This window comes from Pantoea sp. GABEPS69 (genome assembly GCF_045780835.1).
GTDB classification, from domain to species: Bacteria; Pseudomonadota; Gammaproteobacteria; order Enterobacterales; family Enterobacteriaceae; genus Pantoea; species Pantoea septica.
Window position 1 is genome coordinate 790,189 of the sequence record NZ_CP118618.1, and the last position, 24,513, is coordinate 814,701.

Genomic DNA, 24,513 nt, shown 5'->3' on the forward strand with positions numbered 1-24,513 from the left:
ACGCGCGCACGCTGAATTTTATTGAGAATGTAGAACACTATGGCGCAATTTTACTCCGCAAAACAGCGCGTGACGACTAAGCAACGCATCACCGTCACCGTGGACGAGCTCGATCCCTTTGGCCAGGGCGTGGCGCGGCATCAGGGCAAGACCCTGTTTATCAGCGGCGCGCTGCCCGGCGAGCAGGCGGAGGTGACGCTGGTGGAGGAGAAACGTCAGTATGCGCGCGGCAAAGCGACGCGGCTGCTCAGCCTCAGCCCGGAGCGCGTGACGCCGCGCTGCCCGCACTTTACCCGCTGCGGCGGCTGTCAGCAGCAGCACGCCGCCGAGCCGCTGCAGCAGCGCAGCAAAGCGGCGGCGCTGTCGCGCATGCTGGGCCAGGCGGCGCAGCGCGCCGTCGCGGTGGACGAGATCCTTGCCGGGCCCGCCTGGGGCTACCGTCGTCGCGCGCGCCTCGGCCTGCAGTGGCAGCCGAAAACCCGCGAGCTGCAGATGGGGTTTCGCCAGGAGGCGAGCAACGATCTGGTGGCCATTCGCGTCTGCCCCATTCTGGCGCCCGAACTTGAAGCGCTGCTGCTGCCGTTGCGCGACTGCCTCAGCGCGCTGAAGGCGGCCAGCCGGCTGGGGCACCTCGAGCTGGTGCTGGCGGACAACGGGCCGCTGATGGTATTGCGCCATCTCGACGCGCTGCACGCCGACGATCGCGAAAAACTGGAACGTTTTTCGCATGAGCAGAGGCTGATGCTGTTTCTCGACAACGGCGAGCGGCTCGAGCAGGTGCGCGGCGAGGAACCTTTTTACCATTCGGGCGAGGTGCGGTTGACCTTTAGTCCGCAAGACTTTATTCAGGTCAACGACGCGGTCAATCAGCAGATGGTGGCGCAGGCGATCGCCTGGCTCGATCTGCGGCCGGAAGACCGCGTTCTCGATCTCTTTTGCGGCATGGGAAACTTTACGATCCCTGTAGGAAAATTCGTACAAAATGCTGTGGGTGTGGAGGGCGTTGCAGCATTAGTGCGGCAGGCAGCGTATAATGCGCAACTGAATAATCTTAAAAATGTCCGCTTTTTCCAGCACAACCTGGAGGAAGATGTTGCGCGCCAGCCGTGGGCGGCGCAGGGATTTAACAAGGTATTGCTCGATCCGGCGCGCGCCGGGGCCGCGGGCGTGATGGCGCATGTGGTTAAACTTGCGCCAGAGCGCGTGGTCTATGTTTCGTGTAATCCCACAACGCTTGCTCGCGACAGCCAGACATTGCTGTCGGCGGGCTACCATCTGGAAAGGGTCGCGATGCTGGATATGTTCCCTCATACCCGTCATCTCGAATCCATGGTGCTGTTCAGCAAAACATAAGCGGCAATTGATGCTGCTGTGGCAGGAGAGGATATGGTTGCGGTCAGAAGTGCGCATTTAAATACGGCAGGAGAGTTCGCTCTCGATCAGTGGATCGCCAGTCTTGGCATTGCCAACCCGCAATCATGTGAACGTATCGCCGAGACCTGGCGCTATTGCGAAGCCCAGACGCAGGGGCACCCCGATCAGTCGCTGCTGCTGTGGCGCGGCATCGAGATGGTTGAGATCCTGTCGATGCTCAGCATGGATATCGAAAGCTCCTGCGCCGCGCTAATCTTCCCGCTGGCGAATGCGGAAGTGGTGAGCGAAGAGGAGCTGGGCGAAACCTTCGGCAACGGCATCGTCACGCTGGTGCACGGCGTGCGCGATATGGACGCCATTCGCCAGCTGAAAGCGATCCACAACGACTCCATGGCGTCCGAGCAGGTGGACAACGTGCGCCGCATGCTGCTGGCGATGGTGGAAGATTTCCGCTGCGTGGTGATCAAGCTGGCGGAACGCATCATGAACCTGCGCGAGATGAAAGACGCGCCGGAAGATGAGCGCGTGCTGGCAGCCAAAGAGAGCACCAATATCTATGCGCCGCTCGCCAACCGGCTCGGCATCGGCCAGCTGAAATGGGAGCTGGAGGATTACTGCTTCCGCTACCTGCATCCCGATGAATACAAACGCATCGCCAAACTGCTGCATGAGCGCCGTATCGATCGCGAGCAGTATATCGAGAACTTCGTCGATTCCCTGCGCAAAGAGATGGTGAAAGAGGGCGTGCGCGCCGAGGTTTACGGTCGTCCGAAACATATCTACAGCATCTGGCGCAAGATGCAGAAGAAGTCGCTGGCGTTCGACGAGCTTTTCGACGTGCGTGCGGTGCGCATCGTCGCCGAACGTCTGCAAGACTGCTACGGCGCGCTCGGCATCGTGCATACCCTCTATCGTCATCTGCCGGCGGAGTTCGACGACTATGTCGCCAACCCCAAACCGAACGGCTATCAGTCGATTCATACCGTGGTGCTCGGGCCGAAAGGCAAAACCGTGGAAATTCAGATCCGCACCCGGCAGATGCACGAAGACGCCGAGCTGGGCGTCGCCGCGCACTGGAAATATAAAGAGGGGCCGAGCACCGGCAGCGCGCGCGGCGCCTCCGGACACGAAGGGCGTATCGCCTGGCTGCGCAAGCTGATCGCCTGGCAGGAAGAGATGGCCGACTCCGGCGAGATGCTGGAAGAGGTGCGCAGTCAGGTGTTCGACGATCGCGTTTATGTCTTTACCCCCAAAGGCGATGTGGTGGATCTGCCCGCCGGATCGACGCCGCTCGACTTCGCCTATCACATTCACAGCGATATCGGTCACCGCTGCATCGGCGCCAAGATCGGCGGCCGCATCGTGCCCTTTACCTATCAGCTGCAGATGGGCGATCAGGTTGAAGTGATCACTCAGAAACAGCCGAACCCGAGCCGCGACTGGCTGAACCCCAACCTCGGCTATATCACCACCAGCCGCGGACGCGCCAAGATCCATAACTGGTTCCGCAAGCAGGACCGCGACAAAAACATCGCCGCGGGCCGTCAGATCCTCGACAACGAGCTTAATCAGCTCGATATCAGCCTGCGCGAAGCGGAGAAGCTGCTGCTGCCGCGCTATAACGTTACCTCGCTCGATGAGCTGCTGGCGGCGATCGGCGGCGGTGATATTCGCCTCAATCAGATGGTCAATTTCCTGCAGGCGAAGCTCAACAAGCCGAGCGCGGAGGAGGAAGATCGCGAGGCGCTGCGCCAGCTGACGCAGAAAAGCTACTCGCCGCCGTCGCGCAAAGAGAGCGGCCGCGTGGTGGTGGAAGGGGTCGGCAACCTGATGCACCATATCGCGCGCTGCTGTCAGCCGATTCCGGGCGACGATATTGTCGGATTTATCACTCAGGGCCGCGGCATCTCTATCCACCGCGCCGACTGCGACCAGCTGGCCGAGCTGACCGCTCACGCGCCGGAACGCATCGTCGACGCGGTGTGGGGCGAAAGCTACTCCAGCGGCTATTCGCTGGTAGTGCGCGTTACCGCCAACGATCGCAGCGGTCTGCTGCGCGACATCACCACCATTCTCGCCAACGAGAAGGTCAACGTGCTGGGCGTCTCCAGCCGCAGCGACACCAAAAAACAGCTGGCGACCATCGATATGGATATTGAAATCTACAATCAGCAGGTGCTGGGCCGCGTGCTGTCGCGGCTGAATCAGGTGCCTGATATCATTGACGCCCGACGTCTTCACTGATGTTGCGGGATGGGCGCGCGCCCATCCCCGCGCTTATGACCCCGTGTTTGAAAAGGACTGACTATGAGCTCACTCGATCGCCTGCTGGGCATTATGCAAACCCTGCGCGATCCGCAACGCGGCTGTCCGTGGGATCGCGAGCAAACCTTCGCCTCGATCGCGCCCTATACGCTGGAAGAGACCTATGAAGTGCTGGACGCTATCCAGCGAGAGGACTTCGACGATCTGCGCGGCGAGCTGGGCGATCTGCTGTTTCAGGTGGTGTTCTACGCGCAGATGGCCAGCGAGCAGGATCGCTTTACCTTCGAAGATATCTGCGACGCCATCAGCGACAAGCTGGAGCGCCGCCATCCTCACATCTTCGGCGACGCCAGCGTGGCGGACAGCGCGGAGGTGCTGAAAAACTGGGAGGCGATCAAAGGCGCGGAGCGGGCGGAAAAGGCGCAGCACTCGGCGCTCGACGACATTCCCAAAGCGCTGCCGGCGCTGATGCGTGCGCACAAAATCCAGAAGCGCTGCCATAACGTCGGCTTCGACTGGACCTCGATCGGCCCGGTGCTGGATAAAGTGCATGAAGAGATCGACGAAGTGATGCACGAGGCGCAGCAGGCGACCATCGATCCGCACAAGCTGGAAGAGGAGATCGGCGATCTGCTGTTCGCCACGGTTAATTTGTCGCGCCATCTGGGCAGCAAAGCGGAAACCGCGCTGCAAAAGGCGAACGACAAGTTCGAGCGCCGTTTCCGCGCGGTAGAAGCGATTATCGCCGCGCAAGGGCTCGCCATGTCCGAGGCGACGCTGGAGCAGATGGAGGCAGCCTGGCAGCAGGTAAAAGAAGGCGAAAAACGCTGATTATTCCAGCGCCGCATACAATTTAGCCGGTCACGCTTACTCGATTCAGCGCGAGAAAAAAGTTGTGACCTGCATCAACATTTCCCTGGCCGCTATCCGCTATGTTACCCGCTGCAATGCGTTGGAGGATGGCGGTGATTCATCAATTGTGGCTAACAGGGGTTTCAGGTATACTGTTTTCCCGTCCTGGTTATTCCACCGTCTTTAAACCTAAACTCTCAGGTTCAGCATGACAACGAATTATATTTTTGTGACCGGCGGGGTCGTTTCCTCTCTGGGTAAAGGCATTGCCGCAGCCTCCCTCGCAGCCATTCTCGAAGCACGTGGTCTCAACGTGACCATCATGAAGCTGGATCCCTATATCAACGTCGATCCGGGCACCATGAGCCCTACTCAGCACGGTGAAGTGTTCGTCACCGACGACGGGGCCGAAACCGATTTGGATTTGGGTCACTACGAGCGCTTCATTCGCACTAAAATGACGCGCCGCAACAACTTCACCACGGGTCGTATCTACTCTGAAGTGCTGCGCAAAGAGCGCCGCGGCGACTATCTCGGCGCGACCATTCAGGTTATCCCGCATATCACTAACGCCATTAAAGAACGCATTATCGCAGGTGGCGAAGGTCACGACGTCGTTCTGGTGGAGATCGGCGGCACCGTCGGCGATATCGAGTCGCTGCCGTTCCTGGAAGCGATTCGCCAGATGGCGGTCGACGTTGGCCGTGAGCACACCATGTATATGCACCTGACGCTGGTGCCTTATATGGCGGCGGCGGGCGAGGTGAAAACCAAGCCGACCCAGCATTCCGTTAAAGAGCTGCTCTCTATCGGCATCCAGCCGGACGTGCTGATCTGCCGTTCCGACCGCGCTGTGCCCGCCAACGAACGCGCCAAGATTGCGCTGTTCTGTAACGTGCCGGAAAAAGCGGTTATCTCGCTGAAAGATGTCGACTCCATCTACAAAATCCCGGGCCTGCTGAAGTCGCAGGGTCTGGATGACTATATCTGCAAGCGCTTCAACCTGAACGCGCCGGAAGCTAACCTGTCCGAATGGGAACAGGTGATCTACGAAGAGGCTAATCCGGGCGGCGAAGTGACCATCGGCATGGTCGGCAAATATGTCGAACTGCCGGACGCGTACAAATCGGTGATTGAAGCGCTGAAGCACGGCGGCCTGAAAAATCGTGTCACGGTCAACATCAAGCTGATCGATTCGCAGGACGTCGAGACGCGCGGCGTCGAAATTCTGAAAGATCTGGATGCGATTCTGATCCCCGGCGGCTTCGGCTACCGCGGCGTGGAAGGCAAGCTGATGACCGCGCAGTACGCGCGTGAAAACAACGTGCCTTATCTGGGCATCTGCCTCGGCATGCAGGTTGCGCTGATGGAGTTCGCGCGCAACGTCGCCGGGATGGAAGGCGCCAACTCCACTGAATTTGTGCCAGACTGTAAATATCCGGTGGTGGCGTTGATCACCGAATGGCGCGATGAAAACGGCAACGTGGAACAGCGTACGGAAACCAGCGACCTGGGCGGCACCATGCGCCTCGGCAGCCAGCAGTGTCAGCTGACGCCGGACAGCAAAGTCCGTCAGCTCTACGGTTCCGACACCATCGTCGAGCGCCATCGCCACCGCTACGAAGTCAACAATCTGCTGCTGAAGCCGATTGAAGCCGCAGGGCTGCGCATTGCCGGACGTTCTGGCGACGACCAGCTGGTCGAGATCATCGAGATCCCGAACCACCCCTGGTTTGTGGCTTGCCAGTTCCACCCGGAGTTCACGTCAACACCGCGCGACGGTCATCCGCTGTTCGCCGGCTTTGTTAAGGCCGCGCAGGATCACCAGAAGCGTTTAGCGAAGTAAGTTTCACGAGCAACGCGCGAACTTTTCGCGCGTTGTTTGTCTTAGGATTGACTAACTTGTACTGAGGAAAATCGTAATGGCCAAAATCGTTAAAGTCATCGGTCGCGAAATCATCGACTCCCGCGGCAACCCAACTGTAGAAGCGGAAGTACATCTGGAAGGTGGTTTTGTTGGTCTGGCAGCGGCACCGTCAGGCGCTTCTACCGGTTCACGCGAGGCGCTGGAACTGCGCGACGGCGACAAATCTCGTTTCCTGGGCAAAGGCGTAACTAAAGCAGTTGCTGCGGTTAACGGTCCGATTGCGGATGCGGTAAAAGGCAAAGACGCGAAAGATCAGGCGAACATCGATAAGATCATGATCGACCTGGACGGTACTGAGAACAAATCCAACTTCGGCGCAAACGCCATTCTGGCGGTATCGCTGGCTGCGGCGAAAGCGGCAGCGGCCTCTAAAGGTCAGCCGCTGTACGAGCACATCGCTGAGCTGAACGGCACCCCGGGCAAATTCTCTATGCCGCTGCCGATGATGAACATCATCAACGGCGGTGAGCATGCCGACAACAACGTCGACATCCAGGAATTCATGATCCAGCCGGTTGGCGCTTCAACGGTGAAAGAAGCGATCCGTATGGGTTCTGAAGTGTTCCACCACCTGGCGAAAGTGCTGAAGTCTAAAGGCCTGAACACCGCTGTTGGCGACGAAGGCGGCTACGCGCCGAACCTGGGTTCTAACGCCGAAGCGCTGGCTGTTATCGCGGAAGCGGTAAAAGCGGCGGGCTACGAGCTGGGCAAAGATATCACCCTGGCGATGGACTGCGCGGCGTCTGAATTCTACAAAGACGGCAAATACGTGCTGGCTGGCGAAGGCAACAAAGCCTTTACCTCTGAAGAGTTCACGCACTTCCTGGAAGATCTGACCAAACAGTACCCGATCGTCTCTATCGAAGATGGTCTGGACGAGTCAGACTGGAACGGCTTTGCTTACCAGACTAAAGTGCTGGGCGACAAAATCCAGCTGGTGGGCGACGACCTGTTCGTGACCAACACCAAGATCCTGAAAGAAGGCATCGAGAAAGGCATCGCTAACTCCATCCTGATCAAGTTCAACCAGATCGGTTCTCTGACCGAAACCCTGGCGGCGATCAAAATGGCGAAAGACGCAGGCTACACCGCGGTGATTTCACACCGTTCAGGTGAAACCGAAGACGCCACCATCGCTGACCTGGCGGTCGGTACTGCAGCAGGCCAGATCAAAACCGGTTCTATGAGCCGTTCTGACCGCGTTGCTAAGTACAACCAGCTGATCCGTATTGAAGAAGCGCTGGGTTCAAAAGCGCCGTTCAACGGTCTGAAAGAGGTAAAAGGCCAGGCGTAATCGCCTGCCGGTGCCGTCGCATGACGGCACAAGCCTGAATCAAAGCCCCGCCTTGCGCGGGGCTTTTGCTTTATCTGGCGCAGAGAAAAGGCACATCGCGTGGTTGAGCTGCGCGGCAAATCTGCCATAATCAGCGCCCTGTTTTTTTCTAGCGAGTCCGTAATGCAATACCCGATTAATGAAATGTTCCAGACGCTGCAGGGAGAAGGATTTTATACCGGCGTTCCGGCCATCTTTATCCGCTTACAGGGATGCCCGGTGGGTTGTAGCTGGTGTGATACCAAACATACCTGGGAGAAGCTGGCCGATCGGGAAACGGCGCTGGGCGATATTCTGGTCAAAACGGTGGAAACGGATGCCTGGGGCAACGCCGATGCGGCGCTGCTGATTGAGACTATCCAGCGTCAGGGCTGGACGGCGCGCCATGTGGTGATTACCGGCGGCGAGCCGTCGATTTACGATCTGCGCCCGCTGACCACGGCGCTGGAAGCGCAGGGTTTTCAGTGCCAGATCGAAACCAGCGGCACGCACGAAGTGCACTGCTCCGAGAAAACCTGGGTGACGGTATCGCCGAAGGTGAATATGCGCGGCGGCTATGACGTGCTGGCGCAGGCGCTGCAGCGCGCGGATGAGATCAAGCATCCGGTGGCGCGCGAGCGCGACATAGAGGCGCTTGATGAACTGCTGGCAACGCTGAGCGACAGCAAAGCGCGCATTATTGCGCTGCAGCCTATCAGCCGCAAAGACGCGGCGACGAAACTTTGTATTGAAACCTGTATCACGCGCAACTGGCGCTTATCGATGCAGACTCATAAATATCTTAATATCGCCTGACGGCAGAGAGCAGGGCGGCGGCCGCGCCGCCCGCTAGCCTCACTGCTTCGCTTTATAGGCGTCAAACGCCTTCTTGATCTCGCTCTTCGCCACGTCGGCGCTTTCAAATCCGTTCAGCTCGACCTTCTTGCGCCCCTCCGGCAGTTGCTTATAAACGCGGAAAAAGGCCTCGAGGCGCGCCTGTTCCATCTTCGGCAGATCGCTCATGCTCTTAATATCGTCCCAGGTGGGATCGATTTTGCTGGTCGGCACCGCGACGATCTTGTCGTCCACTTCGCCGCCGTCGATCATCTTCAGCACGCCAATAGCGCGCAGTTTGATTAGCGTGCCCGGCTGCAACGGCGCGCGGGTATAGAAGATCACGTCGAGCGGATCGTTATCGCCGCCCAGCGACTGCGTCAGGGATCCGTAATTGGCTGGCCAGGCCATCGGCATCGACTGAAAGCGGTCCGCCACGATAAAGCCAGTTTTGGCATCGGTCTCATATTTGATGGTGCCGCCGGCGGGAATTTCGGTCACGGCGTAGAACTCGTCCGGCACGTTGTCCGGCTGGGGAAAGTCGAGCACGTTTTGCGCCTGTACGGCGGCAGAGGCGGTAAAAAGCAGCGCGAGGGCGGCAAGGCGTTTCAGGTTCATTGTTGATTCTCTTGATCTTTAATGTTGATTCTCTTGATCTTTAATGAAGGAGAGAACAACGTAGAGACGTCAGATGACAGAAAGATGACCCAGGCGTAAAGAAGCGTAGAGTGGAAAGGGCGGGCTGTGCGGACCACAGCCCTGACGGGACTTATCCTTTATAGACGCAGCCCGCCGTGCAGGTCTCTTTGATCATCACCGCGCTCAGCTCAGGCAGCTGCGGCTTCATCTGATCCCAAATCCACTTTGCCAGCACTTCGCTGGTAGGATTTTCAAGGCCGGCGATCTCATTCAGATAGTGGTGATCGAGGCGCTCATACAGCGGCTTGAACGCCGCTTTCAGTTCGGCGAAGTCCATCACCCAGCCGGTATGCGCGTCCACTTCGCCGGTAATTTCCAGTCGCACCAGAAACGAATGGCCATGCAGGCGACCGCATTTGTGTCCTTCCGGGACGTTAGGCAAATGGTGAGCGGCTTCGAACTGGAACTCTTTAAACAATGTGGTAGACATAATGGCTCTCAGGCTAAAAAACCGGGGAATTCTACCTGAAATACGGAATTTTCGCATCCGTACCGTTGTAAAGAGGGATTTGCGCGGCCAACGCAATAACGCTCCCTTTTAACTGACTGATAAATATTCACTTTCTATACCAGTTTTACTGATTATGCCTACCTGAAAAACCACTTAGTCATTTTGGTTATTAATTATGTCGAAGCCGTATTTAATCGTTAATATACGGGCCGGTAACCTACCACTCTTCCTGCTACTTTACCGTCCGGACTCTGGATACTGGAATTCTTAACGCGATGACGACTCAGGCACCCCCAGGTTCTCTGCTCCCGCTCAACCCGGAGCAACTTGCGCGCTTACAGGCGGCAACGACTGATTTTTCTCCCACCCAGCTGGCGTGGATCTCTGGCTACTTCTGGGGAATGATCAATCAGACGCCCGGCAGCGTCGCGGCCAGCGCGCCAGCGGCGGCGGAGATCCCGGCGATTACGCTGATTTCCGCTTCGCAAACCGGCAACGCGCGCCGCGTCGCCGAGCAGCTGCGCGACGATCTGCAGGCGGCGAAGCTGAACGTTAAGCTGGTTAACGCCGGCGATTACAAGTTCAAGCAGATTGGCCAGGAGAAGCTGCTGGTGGTGGTGACCTCCACGCAGGGTGAAGGCGATCCGCCGGAAGAGGCGGTGGCACTGCATAAATTCCTGATGTCGAAGAAAGCGCCGAAGCTGGATGGCGCCGCTTTCGCGGTGCTCGGCCTCGGCGACACCTCTTACGAATTCTTTAGCAAAGCGGGCAAGGACTTCGACAGCCGCCTGGCGGAGCTGGGCGCAGAGCGCCTGCTGGATCGCGTCGACGCCGACGTCGATTTCGCCGAGGCGGCTGCCAGCTGGCGCCGTGCGCTGGTCGAGGTGCTGAAACAGCGCGTGCCGAGCGAAACGCCGGCGCAGGCAGTGGCGACCGCGACCGGCAGCGTCAATGAAGTGCACAGCAGCCCCTACACCAAAGAGGCGCCGCTCACCGCCAGCTTTGCCGTAAACCAAAAAATTACCGGCCGCCATTCCGATAAGGACGTGCGTCATATCGAAATCGATCTGGGCGACTCCGGTTTACGTTACCAGCCGGGCGACGCGCTGGGCATCTGGTATGAAAATGACCCGGAGCTGGTCGCCGAGCTGCTAAGCCTGCTGTGGCTGAAAGGCGACGAGCCCGTGCAGATCGACAATGAAACCCTGCCGCTTAGCGACGCGCTGCAAAAACGCTTTGAGCTGACGGTAAATACCGCGCAGATTGTTGAGCAGTACGCCGCGCTGTCGCGCAACGACGCGCTGCTGGCGCTGGTGGGCGATAAGGCGAAGCTGCAGCACTACGCGCAGACCTTCCCGATCGTCGATATGGTGCGTAACGCGCCGACCGAACTCAACGCCGAACAGCTGACGACGCTGCTGCGTCCGCTGACGCCGCGCCTCTACTCTATCGCCTCGTCGCAGGCGGAGAATGAAACCGAAGTCCATATCACCGTCGGCGCGGTGCGCTTCGATATCGACGGCCGCGCGCGCGCAGGCGGCGCCTCCAGCTATCTGGCTGACCGCCTGGAAGAGGATGCGGAAATTCGCGTCTTTATCGAGCATAACGATAACTTCCGTCTGCCCGCCAGTCCCGACGCGCCGGTCATTATGATTGGTCCGGGTACCGGCATCGCGCCGTTCCGCGCCTTTATGCAGCAGCGCGACAACGACGGCGCTGGCGGCAAAAACTGGCTCTTCTTCGGCAATCCGCACTTCACCGAGGATTTTCTCTATCAGGTTGAGTGGCAGCAGTATGTAAAAGATGGCCTGCTGACCCATATCGATCTCGCCTGGTCGCGCGACCAGGAGCAGAAAGTCTACGTGCAGGACAAAATCCGCGCCAAAGGGGCGGAAGTGTGGCGCTGGATCGAAGAGGGCGCGCATATTTATGTCTGCGGCGACGCCAACCGTATGGCGAAGGATGTCGAGCAGGCACTGCTGGATGTGGTGGTCGAACACGGCGCAATGGATCGTGAAACGGCCGACGAATTTTTAAGCGAGCTGCGCATTGAGCGCCGCTATCAGCGAGACGTTTACTAATGAGCGAAAAACACCCCGGACCGCTGGTCGTTGAAGGCAAGCTGGTCGACGCCGAGCGTCTTAAAAAAGAGAGCAACTATTTACGCGGCACCATCCTGGAGGATCTGGATGATGGCCTGACCGGCGGCTTTAACGGCGATAATTTCCTGCTGATCCGTTTCCACGGCATGTACCAGCAGGACGATCGCGACATTCGCGCCGAGCGCGCCGAGCAGAAGCTGGAGCCGCGTCACGCTATGATGCTGCGCTGCCGTCTGCCTGGCGGTATCATCACGCCGACGCAGTGGCTGGCGATCGATAAATTCGCCACCGAAAAAACGCTGTACGGCAGCATTCGCCTGACTAACCGCCAGACCTTTCAGTTCCACGGCATTCTGAAGAAGAACGTCAAGCCTTCGCACCAGATGCTGCACGAAGTCGGGCTCGACGCGCTGGCGACCGCTAACGACGTCAACCGCAACGTGCTCTGCACCTCAAACCCGGTCGAGTCGGAGCTGCATCAGGAAGCCTACGAGTGGGCGAAGAAAATCTCCGAGCATCTGCTGCCGCGCACCCGCGCCTACGCAGAAATCTGGTGGGATAAAGAGAAGGTGGCGACCACGGATGAGGAGCCGATCCTCGGCGAGACCTATCTGCCGCGTAAGTTTAAAACCACGGTGGTGATCCCGCCGCACAACGACGTCGATCTGCACGCCAACGACCTGAACTTTATCGCGGTGGCGGAGAAGGGCAGGCTAATCGGCTTTAACTTGCTGGTCGGCGGCGGCTTGTCGATCGAGCACGGCAACAAAGCGACCTATGCGCGCACCGCCAGCGAGTTCGGCTATCTGCCGCTGGAAAAAACGCTGGAGGTCGCGGCTGCGGTGGTGACCACCCAGCGCGACTGGGGCAACCGCACCGATCGTAAAAACGCCAAAACCAAATATACCCTGGAGCGCGTCGGCGTCGAGACCTTCAAAGCGGAAGTCGAAAAGCGCGCCGGGCTGACCTTCGAGCCGATTCGCCCTTACGAGTTCACCACCCGCGGCGATCGCATTGGCTGGATCAAGGGCATCGACAAGAAGTGGCACCTGACGCTGTTTATCGAAAACGGCCGCCTGCTCGACTACCCGGACCGTCCGCTGAAAAGCGGCATCGCGGCGATTGCGCGCGTGCATCAGGGCGACTTCCGCCTGACGGCGAACCAGAACCTGATCGTGGCCGGCGTGCCGGAGAGCGAAAAGGCGAAAATCGAGGCGATTGCGCGTGAACATGGCCTGATGGAGAGCGTGACCGCGCAGCGCGAAAATTCGATGGCGTGCGTCTCGTTCCCGACCTGCCCGCTGGCGATGGCGGAAGCGGAGCGTTTTCTGCCCGCCTTTGTCACTAAAGTCGAAGAGATCATGCACAGCCACGGCGTGGGCGAAGAGCACATAGTGCTACGCGTCACCGGTTGTCCCAACGGCTGCGGCCGTGCCATGCTGGCGGAAATCGGGCTGGTGGGCAAAGCGCCGGGCCGTTACAACCTGCATATCGGCGGCAACCGCATCGGCACGCGTATTCCGCGCATGTACCGCGAGAACATCACCGAAAGCGAGATCCTCGCCAGCATCGACGAGCTGGTGGGTCGCTGGGCGCGCGAGCGTCACGGCGCTGAGGGCTTCGGCGACTTCGCGATCCGCGCAGGTATCGTCAAGCCGGTCGTCGATCCGGCACGAGATTTCTGGGATTCGGAGGCAGTATGAGTCAGTTCGACCTCGCAGCACTGGGTGAAATGAACAAAGTCGAGCGCACGCTGGCGCTGGCGTCCGTTAACGCGCAGCTGGAGAAAAGCTCGGCGGAGGCGCGCGTCAGCTGGACGCTGGAAAACCTGCCGGGCGCTTTTGTGCTCTCGTCAAGTTTCGGCATTCAGGCGGCGGTGTCGCTGCATCTGGTCACGCGGCAGATGCCCGATATTCCGGTGATCCTTACCGATACTGGCTATCTCTTCCCGGAAACCTACCGTTTTATCGATCAGCTGACAGAGCAGCTGGGCCTGAATCTGCAGGTGTTTCGCGCCGAAACCTCGGCGGCCTGGCAGGAAGCGCGCTACGGCAAGCTGTGGGAGCAGGGCGTGGAAGGCATTGAGCAGTACAACCAGATCAACAAGGTTGAGCCGATGAACCGCGCGCTGCAGACGCTGGGCGCGCAGACCTGGTTCGCCGGGCTGCGGCGCGATCAGTCCGGCAGTCGCGCGAATCTGCCGGTGCTCGGCGTGCAGCGCGGCGTGTTCAAGGTGCTGCCGATTATCGACTGGGACAACCGTCAGATTCATCACTATCTGCAGCAGCACAACCTTAAATACCATCCGCTGTGGGATGAGGGCTATTTGTCGGTGGGCGATACCCACACCACGCGCAAATGGGAGCCCGGCATGGCGGAAGAGGAGACGCGCTTCTTCGGCCTGAAGCGCGAGTGCGGCCTGCACGAAGGCTGAGTCTTAGCGCGCGCTGCCTGACTTACCCCGGGCAGCGCGCCCCCGCATCATCCCCTCTGATATCACTACTCAGTTACACTTTCGGATTGGTCAACTCGCCCAGCAGCGGCAGCAGCACCTTCACGCTGTCGCGCGTGCGCAGGGAAATACGGCCCGGCAGCCAGCGATCGAGATAGCTGAGGTTATCGCGATCGGTCTGATGGCGCGTAGTGCCGTCCGGGAAGTGCTTCGAGCGGCTGCGCTGCTGCGCGCCGTCTTTGCCGCCCAGCGCCCAGTTGCTCGCCGTCACGTCCAGCAGCGGAAAACCCGCCTTATCGAAGGCGTTGGCAGCGTTATAGTCGCGCGCGGTCATCTGATGGCTGGCGGCGGGAATGCCGAGCTGCTGCGCGAGGCGCAGCGCGCGCTCGCTGGTCTGCTTGCGCACCGCGCGCGGCGTATTGCTGCCGCTGTTGAAATAGAGATGGTCGCCGGCGATCAGGCTGTTGAGATCCACTACCAGCAGCGTGTTCTTTTTCTCTTTCTCGCTCATGCGCGCCACGTAATCCTGCATGCCGCCTAGCGCGGTTTCGCCTGCGCTCAGCGCCACGAAGCGCACGCCGTAATGCAGCGGCCGGCGGCTCAGCTGCTGCGCCAGCTCCAGCATCACGCCCAGCCCTGACGCGTTGTCGTCGACGCCCTGCAGACGCAGGCCGCCAAGGTTATGCTCGGCATCGCTGCTGCTGAGCGGCGTCCAGGTGTCGAGATGCGCCACAATCAGGATCTCCTGCGGCGCGCTGCCGGCGCGAGCGGCGATCACCGAGGTCGCCGTCACTTTATGCCAGCGCAGATCGCCATTGGTTTCGCGCCAGCGGTAGCCGGTATTGAACTGACGGGTATTACTCTGAAAACCGAGCGCGGTGAACTGCTGCTGCAGGTAGTCGGCGGCCATCATCTCGGCCGGGCTGCCGCTCATGCGGCCAGGGAAGTAAGTGGCGATGTGACGAAGCTGCTGCTCGGCAAATGCCCCCGGCGCAACGCTGGCGGCCTGGGCGTGCAGAGCGAAACCGCAATTCAACAGCGCAGCCAGCGCGGTCAGGCGGAGAAGGGCAAACATGCGGTGTTCCTTGTGGGTCATCCTGTGACGAAAAGCAAAAATTTTTTCGCTCTCCAGTATGAAACTGTGATCGCCATTAAACAATTTGATTCGCTCTGAAAGCCTTGCCAGATCATTCGTTAAGCACATTTTGTTATGAGCTTGCCTGGCGCGTTATTCCATTCGGTAACTACTCATTCCAATTCGTAATTTCATCTGCCAGAAGGGCGCAACGTATAGTCGCGTTAAATTACGGTTACAACGCCAGGGTTATCGTGGACTATTTGCCTCTTTTCGCCGATCTCAAAGGTCGTCCGGTGCTGGTCGTCGGCGGCGGCGACGTCGCGGCGCGCAAAATCGAACTGCTGCGTCGCGCTTCCGCGCAGGTGCGCGTGGTGTCGCGCGAGCTCTGCCCCGAACTTCAGGCGCTGCATCAGGAACAGCAGATCGAATGGCTGGCGACGGCTTTCGAGCCGGCGCAGCTCGACGCGGTTTTTCTCGCTATCGCCGCGACCGACGATAACCTGCTCAACCGCCAGGTTTACGACGAGGCCAACGCCCGTCACCGACTGGTCAACGTGGTAGACGACCAGCCGAAGTGCAGCTTTATCTTTCCCTCTATCGTGGACCGCTCTCCGCTGGTGGTCGCTATCTCCTCCAGCGGCACCGCGCCGGTGCTGGCGCGTATGCTGCGCGAAAAGCTGGAGGCGCTGCTGCCCGCCAGCCTGGGGCAGATGGCGGAGATCGCGGGCGGGTTTCGCGACCGCGTAAAACAGCGTTTTAGCCGCATGTCCGATCGCCGTCGCTTCTGGGAGCGCGCCTTTAACGGCCTGTTCGCCAGCCAGATGTCGGCGGGCAACGTGGACGAGGCGACGCGCACGCTGACGCGCGAGCTCAATGAAGAACCGAGCCGCGCAGGCGAGATCATTCTGGTCGGCGCCGGACCCGGCGACAGCGGCCTGCTGACGCTGCGCGGTCTGCAGGTGATGCAGCTGGCGGACGTTGTGCTTTACGACCATCTGGTCAGCGACGAAGTGCTGGATCTGGTGCGCCGCGACGCCGACCGCATCTGCGTCGGCAAACGCGCCGGCGCGCACTCGGTGCCGCAGGAAGAGACCAATCGCCTGTTGGTGGAGCTGGCGCGCAAAGGCAAACGCGTGGTGCGCCTGAAAGGGGGCGATCCCTTTATCTTCGGCCGCGGCGGCGAAGAGCTGCAGGCGGCGCAGGAGGCGGGGATCCCGTTTCAGGTGGTGCCCGGCGTAACGGCGGCGGCAGGCGCTACCGCCTACGCCGGTATTCCGCTGACGCACCGCGATCACGCGCAGAGCGTGCTGTTTATTACCGGTCACTGTCGCGCCGACGGCGACGACATCGACTGGCCGTCGCTGGCGCGCGCACGTCAGACGCTGGCGATCTATATGGGCACGGTAAAGGCAGCGGCGATTAGCGAAGGGCTGATACGTCACGGCCGCGATCCCGCGACGCCGGTTGCGGTGATTGGCCGCGGCACGCGGCAGGATCAGCAGGTACTGACCGGCACGCTGGAACACCTTGAGACGCTGGCTGCCGCCGCGCCGACGCCAGCGCTGCTGGTGATCGGGGAAGTGGTGAAGCTGCACGAGCAGCTGGCGTGGTTTCAACATTCTGCACAGCAGGCGACCCGCGAGTCCGCCGTTGTCACACTGGCTTGAGGAAAAATCATGGATCAAAAAAGACTCACTCATCTGCGTCAGTTAGAGGCGGAAAGCATTCATATCATCCGCGAGGTCGCAGCGGAGTTCGGCAATCCGGTCATGATGTACTCCATCGGCAAAGATTCGTCGGTGATGCTGCATCTGGCGCGTAAAGCCTTCTATCCAGGCACGCTGCCGTTTCCGCTGCTGCACGTCGATACCGGCTGGAAATTTCGCGAGATGTACGCCTTTCGCGATCGCACCGTGAAAGAGATGGGCGCCGAGCTGCTGGTTCACCGCAATCCGGAAGGCGTGGCGATGGGCATCAACCCCTTCGTGCACGGCAGCGCCAAGCACACCGATATCATGAAAACCGAAGGGCTGAAGCAGGCGCTGAACAAATATGGCTTTGACGCCGCGTTCGGCGGCGCGCGCCGCGACGAAGAGAAGTCGCGCGCCAAAGAGCGTATCTACTCTTTCCGCGACCGTTTCCACCGCTGGGATCCAAAAAACCAGCGCCCGGAGCTGTGGCATAACTACAACGGCCAGATCAACAAGGGCGAAAGCATTCGCGTCTTCCCGCTGTCGAACTGGACCGAACTCGATATCTGGCAGTATATCTTCCTGGAAAACATCGAAATCGTGCCGCTCTATCTCGCCGCGCCGCGCCCGGTGCTGGAGCGCGACGGTATGCTGATGATGGTGGATGACGACCGTATCGACTTGCAGCCTGGCGAAGTGATCAAGCAGCGTATGGTGCGCTTCCGCACCCTGGGCTGCTGGCCGCTTACCGGCGCGGTGGAATCGGAAGCGCAGACGCTGCCGGAAATTATCGAAGAGATGCTGGTCTCTACCACCAGCGAACGTCAGGGCCGCGTGATTGACCGCGATCAGTCCGGTTCGATGGAACTGAAAAAACGTCAGGGTTATTTCTAAGGAGACGCAGATGAATACCGTTATTGCACAACAGATTGCCGATCAGGGCGGCGTGGAAGCCTGGCTGACCGCGCAACAGCATAAAAGTCTGCTGCGTTTTCTCACCTGCGGCAGCGTCGACGACGGCAAAAGCACGCTGATCGGCCGCCTGCTGCACGATACGCGTCAGATCTATGAAGATCAGCTCTCCTCGCTGCACAACGACAGCAAGCGTCACGGCACTCAGGGCGAGAAGCTCGACCTGGCGCTGCTGGTGGACGGGCTGCAGGCGGAGCGCGAGCAGGGCATCACCATCGACGTGGCTTACCGCTATTTCTCCACCGAGAAGCGTAAATTTATTATCGCCGACACGCCGGGACACGAGCAGTACACCCGCAACATGGCGACCGGTGCTTCGACCTGCGATCTGGCGATTCTGCTGATCGACGCGCGCAAAGGCGTGCTGGATCAGACTCGACGCCACAGCTTTATCTCGACGCTGCTGGGCATTAAGCATCTGGTGGTGGCGATCAACAAAATGGACCTGGTGGAGTATCGCCAGGAGACCTACGAGCAAATTAAACAGGATTACCTCGACTTTGCGGCGCAGCTGCCGGAAGACCTGGATATTCGCTTCGTGCCGATGTCAGCGCTGGAGGGCGACAACGTCGCCACGCCGAGCCAGACCATGCCGTGGTACAGCGGTCCGACGCTGCTCGACGTGCTGGAGACCGTCGAGGTGAAGCGCGTGGTGGATCAGCAGCCGATGCGCTTCCCGGTGCAGTATGTTAACCGTCCGAACCTGGATTTCCGCGGCTATGCGGGTACGCTCGCCTCTGGCGCGGTGCGGGTCGGCCAGCGCGTGAAGGTGCTGCCGTCGGGCGTGGAGTCCACCGTGGCGCGCATCGTTACCTTTGACGGCGACCTGCAGGAAGCGGGCGCGGGCGAAGCCATTACTCTGGTGCTGAACGACGAGATCGATATCAGCCGCGGCGATCTGCTGGTCGACAGCGACGCCGAGCTGGAGGCGGTGCAGTCCGCCACCGTCGACGTGGTATGGATGGCGGAGCAGCCGCTGCAGCCGGGCCAGAGCTACGATATTAAAATCGCCGGCAAGAAGGCGCGCGGCCGCGTGGAGAAGGTGATTCATCAGGTTGAGATCAACACGCTGGAGAAGCGCGCCGCCGAAACGCTGCCGCTGAACGGCATCGGCCTGGTGGAAGTGACCTTCGACGAACCTATGGTGCTGGATAAATACCAGCAGAACCCGGTGACGGGCGGCATGATCTTTATCGATCGCCTGAGCAACGTCACCGTGGGGGCTGGCATGATCCATCAGCCGCTGAGCGGCGCGGCGCGCCAGGCAGGCCAGTTCAGCGAGTTCGAGCTGGAGCTGAATGCGCTGATCCGCCGCCACTTCCCGCACTGGAACGCGCGCGATCTGCTGGGCGGTGAGTAATGGCGCAGCACGATGAAAACGTGGTGTGGCACGATCATCCGGTGACGCGCGAGGCGCGCGAGCGGCAGCACGGCCATCAGGGCGCGGTGCTGTGGTTTACCGGCCTCTCCGGCTCCGGCAAATCGACGGTGGCCGGCGCGCTGGAGCAGGCGCTGCATCCGCTCGGCGTCAGCACCTATCTGCTCGACGGCGATAACGTGCGTCACGGCCTCTGTCGCGATCTGGGCTTCAGCGACGCGGATCGCAAAGAGAACATCCGCCGCGTCGGCGAAGTGGCGAAGCTGATGGTGGATGCGGGACTGGTGGTGCTCACCGCCTTTATCTCGCCGCATCGCGCCGAGCGTCAGATGGTGCGCGATATGCTGCCGGAAGGGCGCTTTATCGAGATCTTCGTCGATACCCCGCTGGCGGTGTGCGAAGCGCGCGATCCCAAAGGGTTATATAAAAAAGCGCGCGCGGGCGAACTGCGTAATTTTACCGGCATCGACAGCGTCTACGAGGCGCCGGAGCAGCCGGAAATACGCTTAGCGGGCGAACAATTGGTTACAAAACTGACCGGCCAATTGTTAGACCTGCTGCGCCACCGCGATATCATCGAATCCTGAACAGACAAGCGGCAAATCGAGGTTGATTTGCCGCCTTCGCGTCAACAGGATCTCTATGCAGAACGTTACTCCTATGCTGGCCCGCAAAGATGAAAGCATCCCGGACGAGCCGCGCTCGTCGCTGCCGGGCGGCATCATCGGCTTTCTCTCATACTGGTGCGCGCTGGCGATCCCCTTCCTGTTGTACGGTTCCAATACGCTTTTCTTCTTCCTCTATACCTGGCCCTTTTTCCTGGCGCTGCTGCCGGTATCTGTACTGATCGGCATCATTTTCAGCATGGCGCTGCGCGGCAGGCTGCTCTGGACGACGCCCGCTACGGCGATAGTGGTGGTCTGCCTTTTCTGGCTGCTCTTCTCTTTTTTATCCGGCTGGTGACGCCTCCCGATGTGGAAACGCGTCGGCAGGTTACAAAACTTTACCTGTCCGCTTTCTTGCCATCCTAATCAGAATTTGCGCAGACAGCCGGTAAAGCGGGCCATTTTCACCGCTGGAGTGGAGTCCTGCACCAAGTTATGGGATGATTGAGCCGTTTTTCAGGGGGCGGGGATGGGAAAACTGACGTTACTGCTACTGGTGCTGCTCGGCTGGCTGCAATATTCGCTGTGGCTGGGCAAAAACGGTATTCACGACTATACGCGCGTCAATGACGACGTCGCGGTGCAACAGGCGAACAACGCCAAACTTAAAGCGCGTAACGATCAGCTGTTTGCCGAAATTGACGATCTCAATGGCGGCTCGGAAGCGATCGAGGAACGCGCACGCAATGAGCTGGGCATGATTAAGCCCGGTGAGACCTTCTATCGTCTGGTGCCGGATCAGAACAAACGCAACGCGCAGGCTGCGCAAAACCAACAACGATAACTCATGAACATGCACTCTCTCCCTGCGGAGGTGATCGCCGTGGTGCCCGCTGCCGGTATCGGCAGCCGGATGCAGGCGACCTGTCCTAAGCAGTATCTGACCATCGGTCAGCAGACGCTTCTGGAACACAGCATCGCACGTCTGTTTTCCCATCCCGCTATCAAACAGGTCATCGTCGCGCTTAGCCCGGACGACGCGCAGTTCGCGTCGCTGCCGCTGGCGCGGGATCCGCGCGTGCTCAGCGTGACGGGCGGCGAAACGCGCGCGGAGTCGGTGCTGGCGGGGCTACGCGCCGCGCAGGGCGCAGGCTGGGTGCTGGTGCACGACGCGGCGCGTCCTTGCCTGCACCCTGACGATCTCGCGCGTCTGCTGCAGGTGCGGGAAACCAGCCGCGTCGGCGGCATTCTGGCAGCGCCGGTGCGCGACACCATGAAGCGCGGCGAGCCGGGCGTCGCCGCCGTAGCGCATACCGTCGAGCGCGAAGATCTCTGGCACGCGCTGACGCCGCAGTTTTTTCCTCACCAGCTGCTGACCGCCTGCCTGACGCGCGCGCTGGCGGAAGGCGCGACCATTACCGACGAAGCCTCGGCGCTCGAATACTGCGGCTATCATCCGCTGCTGGTCAGCGGACGCAGTGATAACATCAAAGTCACCCGGCCGGAAGATCTGGCGCTGGCGGCATTTTACTTAACCCAGATTCAGTTAAAGGAGAGCGCATGATGCGTATCGGTCACGGTTTTGACGTTCACGCTTTTGGCGGCGAAGGTCCGCTGGTGATTGGCGGCGTGCGGATCCCGTTTGAACAGGGTTTCCTCGCCCATTCCGACGGCGACGTGGCGCTGCATGCGCTGACCGACGCTCTGCTTGGCGCGGTGGCGATGGGCGATATCGGCAAGCTGTTTCCCGATACCGATCCCGCCTATAAGGGCGCGGACAGCCGCGGCCTGCTGCGCGAAGCCTGGCGACGCATCGCGGAAAAGGGCTACCGCATCGGCAACGTCGACGTCACTATCATCGCTCAGGCGCCGAAAATGCTTCCCCATGTGCCGCAGATGCGCGTCAATATCGCTGAAGATCTGGGCTGCCATATGGATCAGGTCAACGTCAAAGCGACCACTACCGAGAAGCTGGGCTTTACCGGGCGCGGCGAAGGCATCGCCTGCGAAGCGGTCGCGCTGCTGCTGAAGGCGGATGCGGCATGACGCTGGAGAACCAGGCTTTTCTGCACGGCAAGCCGACCGCGCGCGGTATGATCAAAGCGAACCCCGAAGATTTCGTGGTGGTGGAGGATCTTGGTTACGGCGCCGACGGCGAAGGGGAGCATCTGCTGGTGCGCATTCGTAAAACCGGCGCTAATACCCGTTTTGTGGCGGAAGCGCTGGCGAAGTTCCTCGGCGTGCATCAGCGCGATATGAGCTATGCAGGAATGAAAGACCGCCATGCGGTGACCGAGCAGACGCTCTGTTTCCGTATTCCGGGCAATGCGATGCCCGATCTAAGCGGCTTTTCGCTGGAAGGGGTCGACATTCTCGAGGCGACACGCCACAAGCGTAAGCTGCGCGTCGGGGCGCTGGCGGGCAACGCCTTTCGTCTCGTGGTGCGCCACATCAGCGATCGCGACGCGGTGGAATCGCGCCTGGCGCTGATCCGCGACGTCGGCGCCCCCAACTACTTCGGCACGCAGCGCTTTGGCCGCGGCGGCAATAACCTGACCATGGCGCAGCAGTGGGCGCGTAGCGAAATCAGCCTGCGCGATCGCAACAAGCGCAGCCTGATCCTCTCGGCGGCGCGTAGCGCGCTGTTTAATCAGGTTACCAGCGCGCGCCTGCAGCAGCAGGGCTCGCTGACGCAGGTGATAGAGGGCGATGCGCTGCAGCTTACCGGCCGCGGCAGCTGGTTTGTCGCGCAGGCGGACGAGCTGAGCGAGCTGCAAACCCGCGTCGATCAGCATGAACTGCGCATTACTGCGCCGCTGCCGGGACGCGGCGAGCCGGGCCCGCAGGCGGAGGCGCTCGCCTTTGAGCAGCAATCTCTGGCGGGCGCAGCAGAATTGGTTACACTGCTTGAGCGAGAGCGAGTGGATGCGGCGCGGCGCGCGATGCTGGTGGTGCCGCGCGATCTGCGCTGGAGCTGGTGGGACGACGTCACGCTGGAGATGCAGTTCTGGCTGCCGGCAGGCAGTTTCGCCACCAGCGTGATTCGGGAACTTCTGCAACAGGAAGGTGACGATGCGGATATTGCTGAGTAATGACGACGGAATTCATGCGCCGGGCATTCAGACGCTGGCAAAGGCGCTGCGCCATATCGCCGAGGTGCAGGTGGTCGCGCCTGACCGCAACCGCAGCGGCGCCTCCAACTCCCTGACGCTGGAGACGCCGCTGCGCACCTTTACCCATGAAAACGGCGACATCGCCGTGCAGATGGGCACGCCGACCGACTGCGTCTACCTCGGCGTCAACGCGTTGATGCAGCCGCGCCCGGATATCGTGGTTTCCGGCATTAACGCCGGCCCCAATCTGGGCGACGACGTTATCTACTCAGGCACCGTGGCGGCGGCGATGGAAGGGCGTCATCTCGGGCTGCCCGCGCTAGCGGTATCGCTCAACGGGCATCAGCATTACGATACGGCGGCGGCAGTCACCTGCGCGCTGCTGCAGGCGCTGACGCGCGAACCGCTGCGCACCGGACGTATTCTCAATATCAACGTGCCGGATCTGCCGCTGGAAGAGATCAAAGGCATTCGCGTGACGCGCTGCGGCAGCCGTCATCCCGCCGATCAGGTTATCGCGCAGCAGGATCCGCGCGGCAACACGCTCTACTGGATTGGACCGCCGGGCGAAAAGTTCGATGCCGGCCCGGATACCGATTTCGCCGCCGTGGATCAGGGCTATGTCTCCGTGACCGCTCTGCATGTCGACCTCACCGCGCACGGCGCGCAGGATGTGCTGATTGACTGGCTGGAGAAGTCGGAGGTCAGTCTCGTATGGTGAACCGGCGTATCGAAGCGTTGCTGGAGCAGCTACGCCAGCAGGGCATCCACGATGAGATCCTGTTAAAGGCCATCGCGGACGTGCCGCGGGAACGTTTTATCGACGAAGCCTTCGAGCATAAAGCCTGGGACAATGTGGCGCTGCCCATCGGTTCCGGGCAGACGATTTCGCAGCCCTATATGGTGGCGCGCATGACCGCGCTGCTGGAGTTGCAACCCCATTCGCGCGTGCTGGAGATCGGCACCGGTTCCGGCTATCAGACCGCCATTCTGGCCCATCTGGTGGATCACGTTTACTCCGTCGAACGCATCAAAGGGCTGCAGTGGCAGGCAAAACGCCGCCTTAAACAGCTCGACCTGCATAACGTTTCGACGCGCCACGGCGACGGCTGGCAGGGCTGGCCCGCGCGCGGTCCTTTCGACGCCATCATCGTCACCGCCGCGCCGCCGGAAATTCCGACTGCGCTGATTGCGCAGCTCGACGAGGGCGGCATTATGGTGCTGCCGGTGGGGGAAGATCAGCAGGTGCTGAAGCGTCTGCGCCGCCAGGGTGGCGACATTGTGGAAGAAACTATCGAGCCGGTGCGGTTCGTTCCGCTGGTTCAGGGCGATTTGGCCTGAGGCTTACCCTACGTATTTCTTCACAACTGTTTCATAGCACCATCCTTTTGATCTTGTTACTATCCAT

The 24,513-nt window shown here is 60.3% G+C and carries 23 protein-coding genes; 20 read left to right on the forward strand and 3 right to left on the reverse strand.

What is annotated here, in order from left to right; translation table 11 throughout:
- The first annotated feature begins 39 nt into the window (after positions 1–39).
- From rlmD to queE, 6 genes are all read left to right on the forward strand, one after another.
- Complete coding sequence (rlmD, locus tag PVE98_RS03695; RefSeq protein ID WP_033752128.1) at positions 40–1,353, forward strand: 23S rRNA (uracil(1939)-C(5))-methyltransferase RlmD; 1,314 nt, start codon at positions 40–42, stop codon at positions 1,351–1,353.
- Between the two features lie 33 nt (positions 1,354–1,386).
- Positions 1,387–3,618, forward strand: coding sequence for a GTP diphosphokinase (gene relA / locus PVE98_RS03700; protein ID WP_033752126.1), 2,232 nt, complete (start codon positions 1,387–1,389; stop codon positions 3,616–3,618).
- Positions 3,619–3,681: 63 nt separating this feature from the next.
- Positions 3,682–4,470, forward strand: a complete 789-nt coding sequence (gene mazG / locus PVE98_RS03705) for a nucleoside triphosphate pyrophosphohydrolase (RefSeq protein ID WP_096073734.1) — start codon at positions 3,682–3,684, stop codon at positions 4,468–4,470.
- 229 nt (positions 4,471–4,699) lie between these two features.
- A complete protein-coding gene (pyrG, locus tag PVE98_RS03710) occupies positions 4,700–6,337 on the forward strand; it encodes a glutamine hydrolyzing CTP synthase (RefSeq protein ID WP_033752123.1) in 1,638 nt (545 codons plus the stop codon).
- A 76-nt stretch (positions 6,338–6,413) separates the two neighbouring features.
- A complete protein-coding gene (gene eno, locus PVE98_RS03715; RefSeq protein WP_033752120.1) occupies positions 6,414–7,712 on the forward strand; it encodes a phosphopyruvate hydratase in 1,299 nt (432 codons plus the stop codon).
- Between the two features lie 162 nt (positions 7,713–7,874).
- Positions 7,875–8,546: a 7-carboxy-7-deazaguanine synthase QueE gene (queE, locus tag PVE98_RS03720; protein WP_096073937.1), complete on the forward strand. Its 672-nt coding sequence runs from the start codon at positions 7,875–7,877 to the stop codon at positions 8,544–8,546.
- Positions 8,547–8,585: 39 nt separating this feature from the next.
- Here the strand turns inward: queE and PVE98_RS03725 are convergent, their stop codons facing one another.
- Positions 8,586–9,182 (reverse strand): inorganic diphosphatase, encoded by a 597-nt coding sequence (locus PVE98_RS03725; protein WP_096073733.1) that lies wholly within the window; start codon positions 9,180–9,182, stop codon positions 8,586–8,588.
- A gap of 151 nt (positions 9,183–9,333) precedes the next feature.
- Positions 9,334–9,693: a 6-carboxytetrahydropterin synthase QueD gene (queD, locus tag PVE98_RS03730; RefSeq protein ID WP_033752114.1), complete on the reverse strand. Its 360-nt coding sequence runs from the start codon at positions 9,691–9,693 to the stop codon at positions 9,334–9,336.
- 296 nt (positions 9,694–9,989) lie between these two features.
- Between queD and cysJ the strand changes: the two genes are divergently transcribed.
- The 3 genes from cysJ to PVE98_RS03745 are packed head-to-tail and all read left to right on the forward strand — an operon-like array spanning position 9,990 to position 14,250.
- Positions 9,990–11,795: an NADPH-dependent assimilatory sulfite reductase flavoprotein subunit gene (cysJ, locus tag PVE98_RS03735; RefSeq protein WP_313620090.1), complete on the forward strand. Its 1,806-nt coding sequence runs from the start codon at positions 9,990–9,992 to the stop codon at positions 11,793–11,795.
- On the forward strand, positions 11,795–13,519 hold the full coding sequence (cysI, locus tag PVE98_RS03740) for an assimilatory sulfite reductase (NADPH) hemoprotein subunit (protein WP_096073731.1): 1,725 nt from the start codon (positions 11,795–11,797) through the stop codon (positions 13,517–13,519). Before cysJ ends, cysI begins: the two co-directional genes overlap by 1 nt.
- Positions 13,516–14,250 (forward strand): phosphoadenylyl-sulfate reductase, encoded by a 735-nt coding sequence (locus PVE98_RS03745; protein ID WP_096073730.1) that lies wholly within the window; start codon positions 13,516–13,518, stop codon positions 14,248–14,250. Before cysI ends, PVE98_RS03745 begins: the two co-directional genes overlap by 4 nt.
- Before the next feature lie 73 nt (positions 14,251–14,323).
- Here PVE98_RS03745 and PVE98_RS03750 read toward each other — a convergent pair whose 3' ends face one another.
- Positions 14,324–15,343 (reverse strand): aminopeptidase, encoded by a 1,020-nt coding sequence (locus tag PVE98_RS03750; RefSeq protein WP_096073729.1) that lies wholly within the window; start codon positions 15,341–15,343, stop codon positions 14,324–14,326.
- A 254-nt stretch (positions 15,344–15,597) separates the two neighbouring features.
- On the opposite strand from PVE98_RS03750, the gene cysG reads away from it, so the two are divergent.
- The 11 genes from cysG (at position 15,598) to PVE98_RS03805 (ending at position 24,446) form a co-directional block, all read left to right on the forward strand.
- Complete coding sequence (cysG, locus tag PVE98_RS03755) at positions 15,598–17,013, forward strand: siroheme synthase CysG (protein ID WP_096073728.1); 1,416 nt, start codon at positions 15,598–15,600, stop codon at positions 17,011–17,013.
- Positions 17,014–17,022: 9 nt separating this feature from the next.
- Positions 17,023–17,931, forward strand: coding sequence for a sulfate adenylyltransferase subunit CysD (gene cysD / locus PVE98_RS03760; RefSeq protein ID WP_033752098.1), 909 nt, complete (start codon positions 17,023–17,025; stop codon positions 17,929–17,931).
- 10 nt (positions 17,932–17,941) lie between these two features.
- Positions 17,942–19,369: a sulfate adenylyltransferase subunit CysN gene (gene cysN / locus PVE98_RS03765; protein ID WP_033752095.1), complete on the forward strand. Its 1,428-nt coding sequence runs from the start codon at positions 17,942–17,944 to the stop codon at positions 19,367–19,369.
- The gene (cysC, locus tag PVE98_RS03770) at positions 19,369–19,974 is read left to right on the forward strand and encodes an adenylyl-sulfate kinase (protein WP_033752092.1); all 606 of its coding nucleotides are present in this window, start codon (positions 19,369–19,371) and stop codon (positions 19,972–19,974) included. The genes cysN and cysC overlap by 1 nt, the downstream gene beginning before the upstream one ends.
- 55 nt (positions 19,975–20,029) lie before the next feature.
- Positions 20,030–20,350, forward strand: coding sequence for a DUF3561 family protein (locus PVE98_RS03775; RefSeq protein WP_033752090.1), 321 nt, complete (start codon positions 20,030–20,032; stop codon positions 20,348–20,350).
- A gap of 171 nt (positions 20,351–20,521) precedes the next feature.
- A complete protein-coding gene (ftsB, locus tag PVE98_RS03780) occupies positions 20,522–20,836 on the forward strand; it encodes a cell division protein FtsB (protein ID WP_033752087.1) in 315 nt (104 codons plus the stop codon).
- Between the two features lie 3 nt (positions 20,837–20,839).
- Positions 20,840–21,556: a 2-C-methyl-D-erythritol 4-phosphate cytidylyltransferase gene (gene ispD, locus PVE98_RS03785; RefSeq protein ID WP_033752084.1), complete on the forward strand. Its 717-nt coding sequence runs from the start codon at positions 20,840–20,842 to the stop codon at positions 21,554–21,556.
- Positions 21,556–22,038, forward strand: a complete 483-nt coding sequence (gene ispF, locus PVE98_RS03790; protein ID WP_033792059.1) for a 2-C-methyl-D-erythritol 2,4-cyclodiphosphate synthase — start codon at positions 21,556–21,558, stop codon at positions 22,036–22,038. Before ispD ends, ispF begins: the two co-directional genes overlap by 1 nt.
- The gene (gene truD / locus PVE98_RS03795) at positions 22,035–23,084 is read left to right on the forward strand and encodes a tRNA pseudouridine(13) synthase TruD (protein ID WP_096073727.1); all 1,050 of its coding nucleotides are present in this window, start codon (positions 22,035–22,037) and stop codon (positions 23,082–23,084) included. The genes ispF and truD overlap by 4 nt, the downstream gene beginning before the upstream one ends.
- Positions 23,065–23,826 (forward strand): 5'/3'-nucleotidase SurE, encoded by a 762-nt coding sequence (gene surE, locus PVE98_RS03800; protein ID WP_096073726.1) that lies wholly within the window; start codon positions 23,065–23,067, stop codon positions 23,824–23,826. The genes truD and surE overlap by 20 nt, the downstream gene beginning before the upstream one ends.
- Positions 23,820–24,446: a protein-L-isoaspartate(D-aspartate) O-methyltransferase gene (locus PVE98_RS03805; protein ID WP_033752075.1), complete on the forward strand. Its 627-nt coding sequence runs from the start codon at positions 23,820–23,822 to the stop codon at positions 24,444–24,446. The genes surE and PVE98_RS03805 overlap by 7 nt, the downstream gene beginning before the upstream one ends.
- The last annotated feature ends 67 nt before the right edge of the window (positions 24,447–24,513 follow it).